Origin of the sequence: Streptomyces sp. BoleA5 (genome assembly GCF_000373665.1) — a bacterium.
In the GTDB taxonomy this organism is placed as follows: Bacteria; Actinomycetota; Actinomycetes; order Streptomycetales; family Streptomycetaceae; genus Actinacidiphila.
In genome coordinates this window covers 233,633-246,492 of record NZ_KB892102.1, presented here as the reverse complement: position 1 = coordinate 246,492, position 12,860 = coordinate 233,633, and the positions used below count along the sequence as shown (strand labels likewise).

The following is a 12,860-nucleotide window of genomic DNA, read 5'->3' as shown; positions in this document are numbered from 1 at the left end:
CCCGTTTACACCTACGTCGCACAAACGGGGACTCGCTCCCCGGAACCGAGCGCCACCGAAGGACAGAAAGGAGTGCCCGCCATGGCAGTAGCCGCCGCAGTGAAGCTCCGCGCGGACGCCACGCGCAACCGCGAGCGGATCATCGTCGCCGCCCGCGAGGCGCTCCTGGAGCACGGCACCGACGCCCCGCTCGACGAGATCGCCAAGCGGGCCGGCGTGGGCAACGCCACCGTCTACCGGCACTTCGCCGACCGCCAGGAGCTCTCGCTCCAGGTGGCCCTGTCGGTGATGGACCGGATCACCCAGCGGGCCGAGGAGGCGCTGGCGCAGGAGCCGGACGCCTTCGACGCGCTGCGCCGCTTCGTGCACGAGGCGGCCGACGAGCGTGTGGGCGCGCTGTGTCCGATGCTCTCCACCGGATTCGGCAAGGGGGATCCGCGGCTCGAGGAGGGCCGCGTACGCTTGGAGCGCGCGATCGAGGAGCTGATGGCCGCCGGGAGGCGGTCCGGGCGGCTCCGTACCGACATCGACGTCGGCGACGTGATGGTGGCCGTCAGCCAGCTGACGCGGCCGCTGCCCGGTAAGCACTGCGGCAGCATGGAGCGCTTCATCCGCCGTCATCTGCAGTTGTTCGTGGACGGCCTGCAGGCGCCGGCTCGCTCCGAACTCCCGGGTGACTCCGCCACTTTCGAGGACCTTCGGCAATGTCGCTGAACTCCGCCTGCCGAACGGGCGCCCTCGCGTAATTCACTCGCCCACAACATTTCTGTTACGTACCGTCTGTCCTCTTCGTCTTCAATGTCGTCATCTCTTCGTACCGTTAGTGAGTTCACCCATGCCTGATCTGGCACACGCCCAGCGCTGGAAGGCGTTGGCCTTCATCGCGATAGCCCAGCTGATGGTCGTCCTCGACGGCACCATCGTGAACATCGCCCTGCCCTCCGCCCAGACCGACCTGGGCATCTCGGACGCCAACAAGCAGTGGGTCATCACGGCCTACGCGCTCGTCTTCGGTGGCCTGCTGCTCTTCGGCGGACGCATCGCCGACCTGTGGGGCCGCCGCCGCACCTTCGTCACCGGCCTGATCGGCTTCGCCGCCGCCTCCGCGATCGGCGGCGCCGCGGCCAACGAAGGGGTTCTCTTCGGTGCCCGCGCGCTGCAGGGTGCCTTCGGCGCGCTGCTCGCGCCGGCCGCGCTGTCGCTCCTCGCGGTGATGTTCACCGAGGCCAAGGAGCGCGCCAAGGCGTTCGGCATCTACGGCGCCATCGCCGGTGGTGGCGGTGCCGTCGGTCTGATCCTCGGCGGTGTGCTCACCGAGTACCTGGACTGGCGCTGGACCTTCTTCGTCAACATCCCCTTCGCCGCCGTCGCCGTGTTCGGTGCCCTGCGCTTCGTCCAGGAGCCGGCCGGCAGCCGCAACAGCAGCGGCCTGGACATCCCCGGTGTCGTGCTCGCCACCACGGGCCTGGTCTCCCTGGTCTACGGCTTCACCCGCGCCGAGACCCACGGCTGGAGCGAGGGCACCACGATCGGCCTGTTCGTGGCCTCGGCCGTGCTGCTCATCGCGTTCGTGGTCGTCGAGGCCCGCGTGAAGGCCCCGCTGCTGCCGCTGCGCGTGGTGACCGACCGCAACCGCGGTGGTGTCTACCTCTCGCTGGGTCTGGCCATCATCGCGATGTTCGGCCTGTTCCTCTTCCTCACCTACTACCTGCAGGTCGTCCAGGGCTACTCCGCGCTGAAGACCGGCTTCGCCTTCCTCCCGATGATCGCGGGCATGATCACCGGCTCGACGCAGATCGGCGCGCGCCTGATGACCCGCGTCCGTCCGCGCCTGCTGATGGCCCCGGGCTTCCTGGTGGCGGGCCTGGGCATGCTGCTGCTGACGCAGCTGTCCGTCGACAGCTCGTACGCGGGCCTGATCCTGCCGGCGGAGATCCTGCTCGGCCTCGGCATGGGTACGGCCTTCATGCCGGCCATGAGCCTGGCCACGCACGGTGTCGAGCCCCGTGACGCGGGTGTCGCCTCCGCCATGGTCAACACCTCGCAGCAGGTCGGCGGTGCCATCGGTACGGCGCTGCTGAACACGATCGCGGCCAGCGCGACCACCTCGTGGGTCGCCGCGCACGCGGCCGAGGCCCGCACGCTCGGCAAGCAGGGCTTCATCAACGCCGCGGCCGTGCACGGCTACTCCACCGCGATCTGGTGGGCGGTCGGCATCCTGGCCCTCTCCGCGCTCATCGCCTTCACCTTCGTCAACACCGGTGGTGGCGGCGGCGTGGTCGCGGCGTCCGGCAACAAGGACGCCGAGGGCGCGGAGGACGTCGCCGTCCCGGTGATCGCGCACTGACGGACGCGTCGACGACGACGGCACGCCGGACGGCGAGCACGGCGAAGGGCCCCGCTTCATGAGAGGAAGCGGGGCCCTTCCCGTTGCGTTGCGCAGACTACCGGCCGAACTGCACGGACCGCTTGGCCAGACCCATCCAGAAGCCGTCGATGGCGCTGCGCTGGTCGCCGAGGTCGTCCTCCGCGGCGCCCATGGTGACGAAGAGCGGGGCGAAGTGCTCGGTCCGCGGGTGGGCGAGCCGCCCGGCGGGGGACTTGTGCTCGAAGTCCAGCAGGGCGTCCACGTCGTGCGCCTCGAGCGCGCGGTGCCCCCAGTCGTCGAACTCCGCCGACCAGCCCGGCACCCCGCCGGCGTGGCGCAGCGCGGCGAGGTTGTGCGTGAAGAAGCCGCTGCCGATGATCAGCACGCCCTCGTCGCGCAGCGGGGCGAGCCTGCGTCCGATGTCCATCAGCTTCTGCGGGTCGAGCGTGGGCATCGAGACCTGCAGCACGGGGATGTCGGCGTCCGGGTACATCTCCACGAGTGGGACGTACGCCCCGTGGTCCAGGCCCCGGTCCGGGATGTCCTGGACGGGGGTTCCCGCGGCGCGCAGCAGCTTGTGGACGGATTCGGCCAGGGCGGGCGCGCCCGGGGCCGCGTACCGCACCTCGTAGTAGTGGCGGGGGAAGCCCCAGAAGTCGTACACGAGCGGGACGGTGGTGGTGGCGCCGAGCGCGAGCGGGGCCTCCTCCCAGTGCGCGGAGATCATGAGGATCGCCGCGGGGCGCGGGAGACCGGCGGACCAGGCGGCCAGTTCGCCCGGCCACACGGGGTCGTCGGCGAGCGGCGGGGCGCCGTGCGAGAGGTAGAGGGCGGGCATGCGCATGGTGGGCCTCCTCAGGCCGGGAGGTCGAGGGTGTGGTGGGTGTGCTCGGCCTTGGCGCGCAGGTAGCGCACGTTGTCCTCGGACAGGTGCACCCCGGTCGGCACCCGCTCGGTGACCGTGACGCCGAGCGCGGTCAGCTGTTCCGCCTTGTCGGGGTTGTTGCTGAGCAGGCGGATCGCGTCGACGCCGAGGGCGCCGAGCATCTGGGCGGCGGCGGTGTAGTCGCGTTCGTCGTCGAGGCGGCCGAGGGCGCGGTTGGCGGCGAAGGTGTCCAGGCCCTCGTCCTGAAGGGCGTACGCGTCGAGCTTGGCGTACAGGCCGATGCCCCGGCCCTCCTGGCGGAGGTAGAGCAGATAGCCGCCGGTCTCGGCGATGCGTTGCACGGCCTCGCGCAGTTGGGGGCCGCAGTCGCAGCGCGCGGAGCCGAAGACGTCGCCCGTGAGGCACTCGGAGTGCGGGCGGACCAGCGGCGATGTCGCGCCCCCGTGGGCGCCCAGGCCGAGCGCGATGTGCTCCTTGCCGTCGGTGAGGCCCGTGAAGGTGAAGACGTCGGCCGGGGTGGCCCAGCCGTCGGGGAAGCGCAGCGGGATCCGGACCCGGGTGCGAATGGCCGCGCGCGCCGGGGCGGGGGCTGCGTCAGGGGCGGTCGGGGCGGTCGGGGCGGTCGGGCCGTTCGTCATACGGATGCCTCGCCTGGGTTTCTTGAAGTTTCAAGCTAGCAGGGGGAAGGTATCGATAATTGCTTGAAAGTTCAAGGTTGAATCCGTAGAGTGGGACCATGACCACGAGAGCTCCCGAGCCCCGCTGGCTGAGCGAGGACGAGCAGCGCGCCTGGCGCGCTTACATGGCGTCCACCCAGTTGGTCTCGGACGCACTCGACCGGCAGCTCCAGCGCGACGCGCGGATGCCGCACGCGTACTACTCGCTGCTGGTGTGGCTCTCGGAGACCCCCGACCGCCGGATGCGCATGACGGAGCTGGCGGAACGCTCGAAGATTACGCGCAGCAGGCTCTCCCACGCCATCTCCCGCCTGGAGGAGAACGGGTGGGTCCGTCGTGAGAACTGCCCCTCCGACCGGCGCGGGCAGCTCGCGGTCCTCACCGACGAGGGTTTCGCGGCGCTCGCCGCGGCCGCTCCCGGCCATGTGGAGGCGGTGCGCGGGGCGATCTTCGACCGGCTGTCGGAGGAGCAGGTGCGTCAGCTCGGCGAGATCTGCCGGGTCATCGCAGGGGGGCTCCAGCCGGAGAGCGGCGTGGTGGGCGACCTGCCCTGGCTGCGCTGACCGTGCCGGCTCAGTCCAGGTCCTTCTCGTACCAGGCGACGTCCCAGTAGCGGCCGAACTTGCGGCCGACCTCGCGGTAGACGCCCAGCGGGCGGAAGCCGAAGCGGGCGTGCAGCCGGACGGACGCCGCGTTGGGCTGTGCGATGCCCGCGTAGGCGCGGTGCACGTCCTCGCCCCGCAGGGCCTCGAAGAGCGCCGTGTAGAGAAGGGTGCCGACGCCGCGGCCGCCGGCCTCCGGGGCGCAGTAGACGGAGGTCTCCACGGAGGTGGAGTACGCGGCCTTCGGGCGGAACGGGCTGCTCGTGACGTATCCGAGCAGGCCCGGCGTGCCGTCGGGTTTCGTCCCGTGGGCAACCAAAAGGCGGTGTGGTCCGTCTTCCGGGTGGGAGAGCAGCCAAGGGCGGCGCTGTTCCAGTGACAACGGCTCCAGGTCGAACGTGATCGGCGTCTCACGGACGTAGTGGTTGTACAGGTCGGTGAGGGCCTTCAGGTCCTCCTCGCCACCCGGTCTGACCTGCACTTCGACGGGCTCGGACAATGATCCACCTCCGGCTGTGGCCGGACAGGGTACTGCAAGATCGTAGAAAACGGGGCTGTGCCTGGGAATTGTGTCCGGATTCCAGTCGTTATCTCTTTTCGAGTGGGCAGCCGAAAGGCACGCGTGAAGCTGCTGGAGGGCAGCTCATTCGATCCGACACCCGACCGAACCTTCGCAAGGGAGCACGCATGGCAACCCGTGCCGTCGCCCGCAGCACCGCAGGCGGGAAGAGCAGCGCTCGCGCAGGCCACGGCGAGATGGCCGACCGCGACCTGGTCGGCATGTACCTCGACGAGATCGCGCGTACGCCGCTGCTGGACGCCGCGCAGGAAGTCGAGCTTTCCAGGGCGATCGAGGCCGGTGTCTACGCCGAGCAGCTCCTCGCGGGCGAGGAGCTGGGTCAGGGAGCGGACGCCGACCGAGAGGAACTGGAAGCGATAGCCGCCGCGGGTGCGCGGGCCAAGGACGTCTTCATCCGTTCGAACCTGCGCCTGGTCGTCGCCGTCGCGCGACGTTATCCGCGCAGCGGCCTGCCGCTGCTCGACCTGATCCAGGAGGGCAACGCAGGCCTGGTACGCGCCGTCGAGAAGTTCGACTACAGCAAGGGCTTCAAGTTCTCCACGTACGCGACGTGGTGGATCCGTCAGGCGATCACCCGGTCCATCGCGGACCAGTCGCGCACCATCCGGCTCCCCGTCCACCTGGTGGAGGAGCTGGGGCGGGTGCGCAGGGTGCAGCGCGAGTTCAACCGCGAGCACGGGCGTGACCCGGAGCCCGCGGAGATCGCCGCGGAGCTCGGCTCCACCCCGGAACGGATCTCCGACGTACTCGACTGGGCACGCGACCCGGTGAGCCTGAACATGGCGGTGGACGACGAGGGCGAGACCCAGTTCGGCGATCTGGTCGAGGACACCTCGGCGGCCTCGCCGGAGGACTCCGTGCTCGTCATGCTGCGGCGTGAGGAACTGGAGGATCTGATCGACCGGCTCGACGACCGGACGGCGTCCATCATCCGGGCGCGGTACGGGATCGTGGACGGCCGCGAGCGCACGCTGACGGAGGTCGGCAAGCAGCACGGGCTGACGCGTGAGCGGATCCGGCAGATCGAGAAGCACGCGCTTGCGGACCTCAAGCGCATGGCGCGTGCGACAGGGCTGTCCATCGAGGCGGCCTGACCCCGAGCGGGCGCCCTTGCCGGCGCCCGCGTCACCACCCACAGACTCGAGCCCCGGTGCCACCCCCCTGTGCCGGGGCTCGACCCTCTTCCCGGGTTGGCCCGGTCGCGCGTCGCCCGCGTACGTGCGGCCGGGCCCTCGTCGTGGCCGGGCGCGGCGGACCGCCCCGTACCCTGGACGGCATGAGCAGCACCCCCGACCCCACTAACGGGCCCGCAGCGGCCCCCGCCCCACGAGCGCCGCGCGAGCCGGCGGCGCTGGTCTTCGACGACCCGCTGGACCGTCAGTCGTCCGACGACACCGACACCGGCTGGGGCGAGCGCCCCGGCCAGGGTGGTGCGGGAGATCTCGCGCGCTTCCTCGACGAGAAGCCCCCGCACCACATCTGAGGCGGACGGCCGCTATTGATGCGTCCGGTTGGTGCCGCCGTGGCCGTAGGGGGAGGGGACGCTCGGTGCGCCGCCGTGGCCCTGCTGCTGGCGCGCGAGCAGATCGCGTATCTCGGTCAGCAGCTCCAGCTCCGTCGGGCCGGTCACCGCGTCCTCCTTGCCCGCCTTGCGCCGGTCGTTGAGCTTGTTCATCGGCAGGATCAGCAGGAAGTACACGACCGCGGCCGTGATGAGGAACGTCAGCGCCGCGCCGGCGACCGCGCCCCACAGGAGACCCACACCCTGCTTGAGCTCGCCGTTGACGACGGTGCAGGGCGGCTCGATGCAGAGGATGTAACCGTCGAGGTTCTTGGTGCCGATGGCACCGATCACCGGATTGATGAGGCCCTTCACGAACGCGTCGACGATCTTGCTGAACGCGGCGCCGACGACGACCGCCACAGCGAGCTCGACGACGTTGCCACGCAGTAGGAAGGCTTTGAAGCCCTTCAAGGGACGATTTCCTTTCGAAGAACGACCGTGCAGTTCGGCCCGGGGGACCCGTGGGGCGGGTGGTCTCCGCCGGGCACTGCCGGCGTGAAAGCCGGCCGTGACGGAGGTGGTTGAGCGGTTCGGCCTCCGAGAGTAAGGGGTGCGCGCCGCGGCCCTCCCCGCCGGTTGCCTTTCTCACGGCGCACGGCTAGCGCAGCGCCACCGCCAGGGGCGAGGTGGCAGCGGCGCCGGACAGCGCGGCCGCCGTCCCGGGCGGGACCGACAGCACGATCAGCGCGCCGTCACCGATCCCGCCGCCGAAGCCGCCCCCGCCCCGGCTCCCGATCCCGTCCATGCCGGCCGGCGGGACGCCCTGGCCCCCGGAGGCGGGGGAGGGCACCGCCACCACGGGCGCCCCGCGGGCCACCACGCGCGCCGCGGCGAGGATGTCCACCCGGTCGCCGGGCCGCACCAGCCCGGCCGCCGCCGCGTCCGCGATGCGCACCGGCGCCCGCACCATGTCCCGGCCGGCAGCGGCGGTGGGAGCGGATCCTTCCCGCTCCGGCCGTCCGGACTGCGGATCCGTACGGGGCGCCGCGGCGGCCAGCGCGGCCGCCGTCATCGCCAGGCCCGTGGCCATCATCCGCCTCCGCCTGCGCAGCGCCCGGCGCAACCGGTGGCGCCCGCCGCCCGCCCTGATCGGCGCGAACACCGGGACCGCGCACGGGGCGGGCGCTCCCGTCCCCGCACCCGCCGGTGGGACCGAAACGCCGCCACCGTCCGTCCACAGCCTGGCACCACCGCTGTCCACCATCTCAACCACCCCCGTCATCGGGCCTTTCGCCCACCGGCGCATCCGGCCTGGCAGGACCACCATGACGCATCGCGTCGAGGCCCCTCGGCGGCCTGTGGAGTACTGACCGGTTGTGGATAACTCGGTCACCCGTTCGAGGGGATGAGCCGGAAGGGTCTGGCGGCTCGGCGCTCGCGGTGGTGTGCTTGCTGGTAACGAACAGAAGCGTCCGAGCCCGAGAGCGGGAGGTGGTCGACGTGCCCAGGCACTCATTGCGCGACGGCCCGTCCGAAAGGTCGAGAGCCCATCCGGGGGACGTCAGCCGTCGCGTCGCACAGCGGCGGGAGCAACTGGGGCTTAGCCGCGAGGAGGTGGCTGCCAAGGCCGGCATGACGCCAAGCTATGTGCGGTACGTGGAGGAGCAGTGTCACCACACCATCGGGACCAATGCCCTGCTCCGGCTCGCGGGCGCATTGCGGACCACCGCCAGCCATCTGCTGGGAGGTGACGCCGAGCACCTGCCGGGGGAGACGGAGACCGTCGGTCCGCCGGTGATGGAGGAGATGCCCTCTCAGGAGTGCTGGACCCGGCTGTCCGGCCATGACGTCGGCAGGATCGCGCTCACCACCGGCAGCGGTCACCCCGCGGTCGTCCCGGTGAACTACGCGGTCGTGGACAGGGCCATCGTCTACCGCACGGCCCCGGACGCGCCTCCGTCCCTCGCCAAGGGCAGCGAGATCGCCTTCGAGGTCGACCAGCTCGACGCCTGCCTCAGTGCGGGATGGAGCGTGCTCGTGCTCGGGGTTGCCGAACACGTCGTCGATCCCGAGGACACTCGCGCTCTGGAGACCCACCCTGGCCCGTGGTCCGGGGGTGAGGACGATCTGTGGATACGCATCGTCCCCACCCATGTCACCGGCAGTCTCATACGCACCGTGTAGGCGGTGGCGCCGAAGCTGCCGAGGCCCGTCGAGGGGCCCGTCGGGAGCGCTCGGTCGGGCACGGGCACAGACGTTCAGACGTGGTGGAACACCGCCACGGGGCAGTGGGCGTGGTGGAGCACGGCATGGGTCACATGGGCCAGCCGGCCACCGCCGCGCTGGTGCCGCCGGGCACCCGCGACGAGCAGATCGGCATGGGCCGAGGCATCCACCAGGGCGCCGCTGGCGGAGGAGGCCTCGACCAGGTCCACGGTCACGGTCAGGTCCGGGTACTCCTCGCGGATCGTGTCGGCGACGATCTGCTCCGTGGCCGCCTCCCGGTCGCCGACCGACGTGGCGTCGTCCAGACCGGGCACCATCTCGCCCACCGCCCCGAGCAGGCTCCACGCGGTGAGGAGCCGCAGGGTGGCCTTCCGCAGGCGGGCCTCGTCGGCGGCGAAGCGCACGGTGGCCAGATCGGTCTCGTCCCGGATACCGGCCAGGACGACACCGGTGGACGGCTGCTCGCTGCCCCGCACGACGACCACGGGCCCGTGCGCATGGGAGGCCACGCGAAGCCCGACCGAGCCCAGCAGCAGCGCGTGGAAGCCACCGCGTCCACGGCAGCCGACGACGGTCAGGCTCTTGGAGCCGGACTGTTCCAGCAGGGTGTCGGCCGGTTTGCCCTTGCCGAGCGAGGTCGAGACCGCCAGGTCCGGGTAGCGTGCGGTCGCCGATGCCGCCGCTTCGTCCAGCAACGCGCGTCCGCTGTCGAGGACCAGCTGTGCGGTCTCGGGAGACAGGTTCCTGCCGGAACGGGTGTCGAGGCCGGTCGCGTGCAGGATGTGCAGCGGGCGATCACGCAGCACGGCCTCACCGGCGGCCCACATCACCGCGGCGGTGGCGTGGAGCGAGCCGTCCGTGCCGACCACGACCGGTCCGTGGCTGGTGTCCATGGCGGTGCCTCCTTGTCGCTGTCGCTCCGCTCCCCTCCGTCCCCCCACCCCGTCCCCCCGCCCGTCCACCCCACCCGGTCCCCTCCCCACCCCGTCCCCACCGGCCCACCACTCAGTCCGGCACCAGCACCGCCGCACCGTTGACGCGGTCGGCGGCCAGGTCGGACAGCGCCCGGTCCGCGTGGTCGAGGGGATAGGGGGTGGCGGTCACCCGGATCCCGATCCGGGCGGCCAGGGCCAGGAACTCCTGTCCGTCCTGTCGTGTGTTGGAGGTGACGCTGCGCAGATTGCGCTCCTGGAACAGATGCCGCTGGTAGTTCAGTGCCGGGATGTCGGTGAGGTGGATGCCCGCGATCGCCAGCGTCCCGCCCCGGTCCAGGGCCTCCAGCGCCGGCGGCACCAGGTCGCCGACCGGCGCGAAGAGGATGGCCGCGTCCAGCGGCTCCGGCGGCCGCTCCGCCGCCGCCCCCGCGGAGGCGGCGCCGAGCTCCAGCGCGAGTTCCCGCGCCCGCTCCGACCGGGTCAGCACATGCACGGTGGCGCCCTCGGCCAGCGCGACCTGGGCGGCGATGTGCGCGGAGGCGCCGAAGCCGTAGATGCCCAGCCGGCCGCCCGCCGGCAGGTCGCTGCGCCGCAGCGCGCGGTAGCCGATGATGCCCGCGCACAGCAGGGGCGCCAGGTGCACGGCGTCGCGGCCGTCGGCGTCCTCGGGCAGCGCGTAGGCGTAGTCCTCGGGTACGGAGGTGAAGTCGGCGAAGCCGCCGTCTGCGTCCCAGCCGGTGTAGAGCGAGTACGGGCACAGGTTCTCGCGTTTGGTCAGGCAGTAGGCGCAGCTCCCGCAGGTGCCGCGGAGCCAGGCGACGCCCACCCGGTCGCCCTCGGCGAAGCGGCCGGCGAGCTCGCCGGTGCCGATGACCCGCCCGACCACCTCGTGCCCGGGGACTGTCTCGCGCCGGTGCGGCGGCAGATCACCCTCCGCCAGGTGCAGGTCGGTACGGCAGACGCCGCACGCCTCCACACGCAGCAGGAGTTCATGCGGTCCGGGCACCGGCTTGGGGCGCCCGACCCGTACCAGCGGCTCCGTGATCATGGGCCCGGGCCGGTCTACGACCCAACCACTCAGCATGTCTCCAGTCTGCGACCGGAGGCCTCGGCGCTGCAGCACGAAACGGGTCCCGCGGGCATGCAGAAGGCCCCCGTCGGCCGCGACGGGGGCCTTCACCAGGCGATGGTGCCGTGGGCTCCGCTCAGGCGGCCGAGGTGCTCGCCGCGCTGCCGCTGCCGCTGGTGGAACCGCTGGAGGAGCCGGCCGAGCTGCTGCTCTTGGAGTCGGAAGAGGACTTCGACTCCGAGCCGCCGCTCTTGGCGGCCGGGGTGCTGCTGGACGACGAGCCGCGGCTGTCCGTCCGGTAGAAACCGGATCCCTTGAAGACGACGCCGACCGCGGAGAAGACTTTGCGGAGCCGGCCGTTGCACGCCGGGCACTCGGTCAGCGGGTCGTCGGTGAACTTCTGCACCGCCTCGAGGCCCTCGCCGCAGGCGGTGCACTGGTACTGGTACGTCGGCACTTGCTCCTCCTGGCACTCTGATTCATTGAGTGCTAACGACGGTCAATAGTGCAGCATTCCGCGTCGTCAGTCCACCGCGACCGGCTCTCGGTGACCGATGCCACTGCCGCGGCCGGTGCCGTCACCGCGTGCCGCGACCACTTCGGACGGCCGCGACGCGAGCCGTTCGCGCAGTGCCGCCAGCGTGACGAGGGCCAGCGCGGTGCCCACCAGCGGCACGGTGAACCCGGCACTCGCCCCGATCCCGTCGGCCAGCCGTCCGGCGGCGGTGGCGGCCGCAGCCTGGCCCAGCGCCACCGCGCCGGTCAGCCAGGTGAACGCCTCCGTGCGGACCCCCGCGGGCACCAGCGACTCGACCAGGGTGTAGCCGGTGATCAGGGCCGGGGCGATGGTGAGCCCGACCAACAGCCCGAGCCCGCCCAGCAGCGGCACGGCGTGCGCCGCCCACAGCATCGAGGTGGCCAGGGTCAGCGCCGTGTAGCCGACGAGCATGCGCCGCTTGGGCCCGGACTTCCAGGCGACGGCGCCGCATGCGAGCCCCGCGAGCATGTTGCCGGCAGCGAAGGTCCCGTAGAGCAGGCCGTTGATGCCGGGCCGCCCGATCTCCTCCGTGAAGGCCGTCATGGAGACCTGCATGCCGCCGAAGACGGCGCCGATGCCGAGGAACGCCACGGCCAGCACCCGTACGCCCGGCACGGTCAGCGCCGAGGCCCGGCGCTCCCGGCCTCCCGGGACGGCCCGGGCCGGGGCGGGGGCGGTCCGCCGCTGGGCGGCGAAGAGCAGGCCGCCGGCCAGCGTCAGCACGGCCTCGGACAGTAGCCCGGCCGCCGGGTGCACCCCGGTGGCCAGCGCCGTGGCCAGCACCGGCCCGATGACGAAGGTGAACTCGTCGGTGACCGACTCGAAGGCCGCCGCCGTCTGCAGCAGCGGCGACCCGGCCGGCAGGGTGGCCGCCCAACGGGCCCGCACCATGGGCCCGACCTGCGGCACCGAGGCGCCGGTGGGCACCGCCACCGCCAGCAGCGCCCACAGCGGCGCGTGCGCCAGTGCGAGGACGGCGAGCAGCGTCCCGGACGCCGAGTGGACGATCACCCCGGGCAGCAGCACGGCGCCCTGGCCGAAGCGGTCGGAGAGCTTGCCGCTCTGCGGGGCGAACAGCGCCATGGAGACGCCGGTGACGGCCGAGACGGCACCGGCGGTGCCGTAGGAGCCGGTGGTGTGCTGCACCAGCAGCACGATGCCGATGGTCAGCATCGCGAAGGGCTGGCGCGCGGCGAACCCGGGCAGCAGGAAGGCCCACGCACCGGGCGTGCGCAGCAGTTGCCCGTATCCCGGGCGCCCCGCGCCGCGGGAACGGCGGGAGGAGCCCGAAGGGAAGGACGAGCGGGACGAACGGGATGCTCGGGACGCTCGGGACGAGCGGGACGTACGAGTGACCGTGGATCCCACGGCCGGGCCTTTCCGCCGCCTGGTAGCGCACCCTGGACGCCTGGTCGCGTTCCTGTGCGCCGAGAGCTGTCCTCTCGCGCATGACCGAGGTAGATACCGGATCTGTC

General features: G+C 71.9%; 15 protein-coding genes. 6 read left to right on the top strand and 9 right to left on the bottom strand.

Annotated elements, in window-relative coordinates:
• The first annotated feature begins 81 nt into the window (after positions 1-81).
• Entirely contained in the window at positions 82-714 is a 633-nt protein-coding gene (locus B085_RS0117725; protein ID WP_026251151.1) for a TetR/AcrR family transcriptional regulator, read from the top strand.
• A gap of 121 nt (positions 715-835) precedes the next feature.
• The gene (locus B085_RS0117720) at positions 836-2,347 is read left to right on the top strand and encodes an MFS transporter (RefSeq protein WP_037731854.1); all 1,512 of its coding nucleotides are present in this window, start codon (positions 836-838) and stop codon (positions 2,345-2,347) included.
• A gap of 97 nt (positions 2,348-2,444) precedes the next feature.
• Here the strand turns inward: B085_RS0117720 and B085_RS0117715 are convergent, their stop codons facing one another.
• Both B085_RS0117715 and B085_RS0117710 read right to left on the bottom strand, forming a co-directional pair.
• Positions 2,445-3,212, bottom strand: a complete 768-nt coding sequence (locus tag B085_RS0117715) for a dioxygenase (protein WP_018559909.1) — start codon at positions 3,210-3,212, stop codon at positions 2,445-2,447.
• An 11-nt stretch (positions 3,213-3,223) separates the two neighbouring features.
• Complete coding sequence (locus B085_RS0117710) at positions 3,224-3,892, bottom strand: GTP cyclohydrolase II (RefSeq protein ID WP_018559908.1); 669 nt, start codon at positions 3,890-3,892, stop codon at positions 3,224-3,226.
• A gap of 98 nt (positions 3,893-3,990) precedes the next feature.
• Between B085_RS0117710 and B085_RS0117705 the strand changes: the two genes are divergently transcribed.
• Positions 3,991-4,494 carry a MarR family winged helix-turn-helix transcriptional regulator gene (locus tag B085_RS0117705; protein WP_018559907.1) on the top strand — a complete coding sequence of 168 codons (504 nt, stop codon included), beginning with the start codon at positions 3,991-3,993 and terminating at the stop codon, positions 4,492-4,494.
• A 10-nt stretch (positions 4,495-4,504) separates the two neighbouring features.
• On the opposite strand, the gene B085_RS0117700 is transcribed toward B085_RS0117705, so the two are convergent.
• The gene (locus B085_RS0117700; protein WP_018559906.1) at positions 4,505-5,032 is read right to left on the bottom strand and encodes a GNAT family N-acetyltransferase; all 528 of its coding nucleotides are present in this window, start codon (positions 5,030-5,032) and stop codon (positions 4,505-4,507) included.
• Positions 5,033-5,220: 188 nt separating this feature from the next.
• Here B085_RS0117700 and B085_RS0117695 point away from each other — a divergent pair, with 188 nt between their 5' ends.
• Positions 5,221-6,207 (top strand): sigma-70 family RNA polymerase sigma factor, encoded by a 987-nt coding sequence (locus B085_RS0117695; protein WP_026251148.1) that lies wholly within the window; start codon positions 5,221-5,223, stop codon positions 6,205-6,207.
• 182 nt (positions 6,208-6,389) lie between these two features.
• Positions 6,390-6,596 carry a hypothetical protein gene (locus tag B085_RS0117690; protein WP_018559904.1) on the top strand — a complete coding sequence of 69 codons (207 nt, stop codon included), beginning with the start codon at positions 6,390-6,392 and terminating at the stop codon, positions 6,594-6,596.
• Between the two features lie 12 nt (positions 6,597-6,608).
• Here B085_RS0117690 and mscL read toward each other — a convergent pair whose 3' ends face one another.
• Both mscL and B085_RS0117680 read right to left on the bottom strand, forming a co-directional pair.
• Positions 6,609-7,088 carry a large conductance mechanosensitive channel protein MscL gene (gene mscL, locus B085_RS42775; RefSeq protein ID WP_018559903.1) on the bottom strand — a complete coding sequence of 160 codons (480 nt, stop codon included), beginning with the start codon at positions 7,086-7,088 and terminating at the stop codon, positions 6,609-6,611.
• Positions 7,089-7,275: 187 nt separating this feature from the next.
• A complete protein-coding gene (locus tag B085_RS0117680) occupies positions 7,276-7,710 on the bottom strand; it encodes a hypothetical protein (protein ID WP_018559902.1) in 435 nt (144 codons plus the stop codon).
• A 398-nt stretch (positions 7,711-8,108) separates the two neighbouring features.
• On the opposite strand from B085_RS0117680, the gene B085_RS0117675 reads away from it, so the two are divergent.
• The gene (locus B085_RS0117675; protein WP_026251146.1) at positions 8,109-8,801 is read left to right on the top strand and encodes a pyridoxamine 5'-phosphate oxidase family protein; all 693 of its coding nucleotides are present in this window, start codon (positions 8,109-8,111) and stop codon (positions 8,799-8,801) included.
• A 74-nt stretch (positions 8,802-8,875) separates the two neighbouring features.
• Here the strand turns inward: B085_RS0117675 and B085_RS0117670 are convergent, their stop codons facing one another.
• From B085_RS0117670 to B085_RS42770, 4 genes are all read right to left on the bottom strand, one after another.
• On the bottom strand, positions 8,876-9,736 hold the full coding sequence (locus B085_RS0117670; protein ID WP_018559900.1) for a universal stress protein: 861 nt from the start codon (positions 9,734-9,736) through the stop codon (positions 8,876-8,878).
• A gap of 112 nt (positions 9,737-9,848) precedes the next feature.
• Positions 9,849-10,862 carry a zinc-dependent alcohol dehydrogenase family protein gene (locus B085_RS0117665; protein WP_037731851.1) on the bottom strand — a complete coding sequence of 338 codons (1,014 nt, stop codon included), beginning with the start codon at positions 10,860-10,862 and terminating at the stop codon, positions 9,849-9,851.
• A gap of 121 nt (positions 10,863-10,983) precedes the next feature.
• The gene (locus B085_RS0117660) at positions 10,984-11,304 is read right to left on the bottom strand and encodes an FmdB family zinc ribbon protein (protein WP_018559898.1); all 321 of its coding nucleotides are present in this window, start codon (positions 11,302-11,304) and stop codon (positions 10,984-10,986) included.
• A gap of 66 nt (positions 11,305-11,370) precedes the next feature.
• Positions 11,371-12,624, bottom strand: coding sequence for an MFS transporter (locus B085_RS42770; RefSeq protein WP_051102099.1), 1,254 nt, complete (start codon positions 12,622-12,624; stop codon positions 11,371-11,373).
• Between the last annotated feature and the right edge of the window lie 236 nt (positions 12,625-12,860).

What these genes read in the sequence shown, in the direction of transcription:
- B085_RS0117680 (WP_018559902.1), bottom strand. Translation starts at nt 7,710, where the DNA reads ATGATGGCCACGGGCCTGGCGATGACGGCGGCCGCGCTGGCCGCCGCG.
- B085_RS0117665 (WP_037731851.1), bottom strand. Translation starts at nt 10,862, where the DNA reads ATGCTGAGTGGTTGGGTCGTAGACCGGCCCGGGCCCATGATCACGGAG.
- B085_RS0117725 (WP_026251151.1), top strand. Translation starts at nt 82, where the DNA reads ATGGCAGTAGCCGCCGCAGTGAAGCTCCGCGCGGACGCCACGCGCAAC.
- B085_RS0117720 (WP_037731854.1), top strand. Translation starts at nt 836, where the DNA reads ATGCCTGATCTGGCACACGCCCAGCGCTGGAAGGCGTTGGCCTTCATC.
- B085_RS0117705 (WP_018559907.1), top strand. Translation starts at nt 3,991, where the DNA reads ATGACCACGAGAGCTCCCGAGCCCCGCTGGCTGAGCGAGGACGAGCAG.
- B085_RS0117690 (WP_018559904.1), top strand. Translation starts at nt 6,390, where the DNA reads ATGAGCAGCACCCCCGACCCCACTAACGGGCCCGCAGCGGCCCCCGCC.
- B085_RS0117670 (WP_018559900.1), bottom strand. Translation starts at nt 9,736, where the DNA reads ATGGACACCAGCCACGGACCGGTCGTGGTCGGCACGGACGGCTCGCTC.
- B085_RS0117695 (WP_026251148.1), top strand. Translation starts at nt 5,221, where the DNA reads ATGGCAACCCGTGCCGTCGCCCGCAGCACCGCAGGCGGGAAGAGCAGC.
- B085_RS0117710 (WP_018559908.1), bottom strand. Translation starts at nt 3,892, where the DNA reads ATGACGAACGGCCCGACCGCCCCGACCGCCCCGACCGCCCCTGACGCA.
- B085_RS0117715 (WP_018559909.1), bottom strand. Translation starts at nt 3,212, where the DNA reads ATGCGCATGCCCGCCCTCTACCTCTCGCACGGCGCCCCGCCGCTCGCC.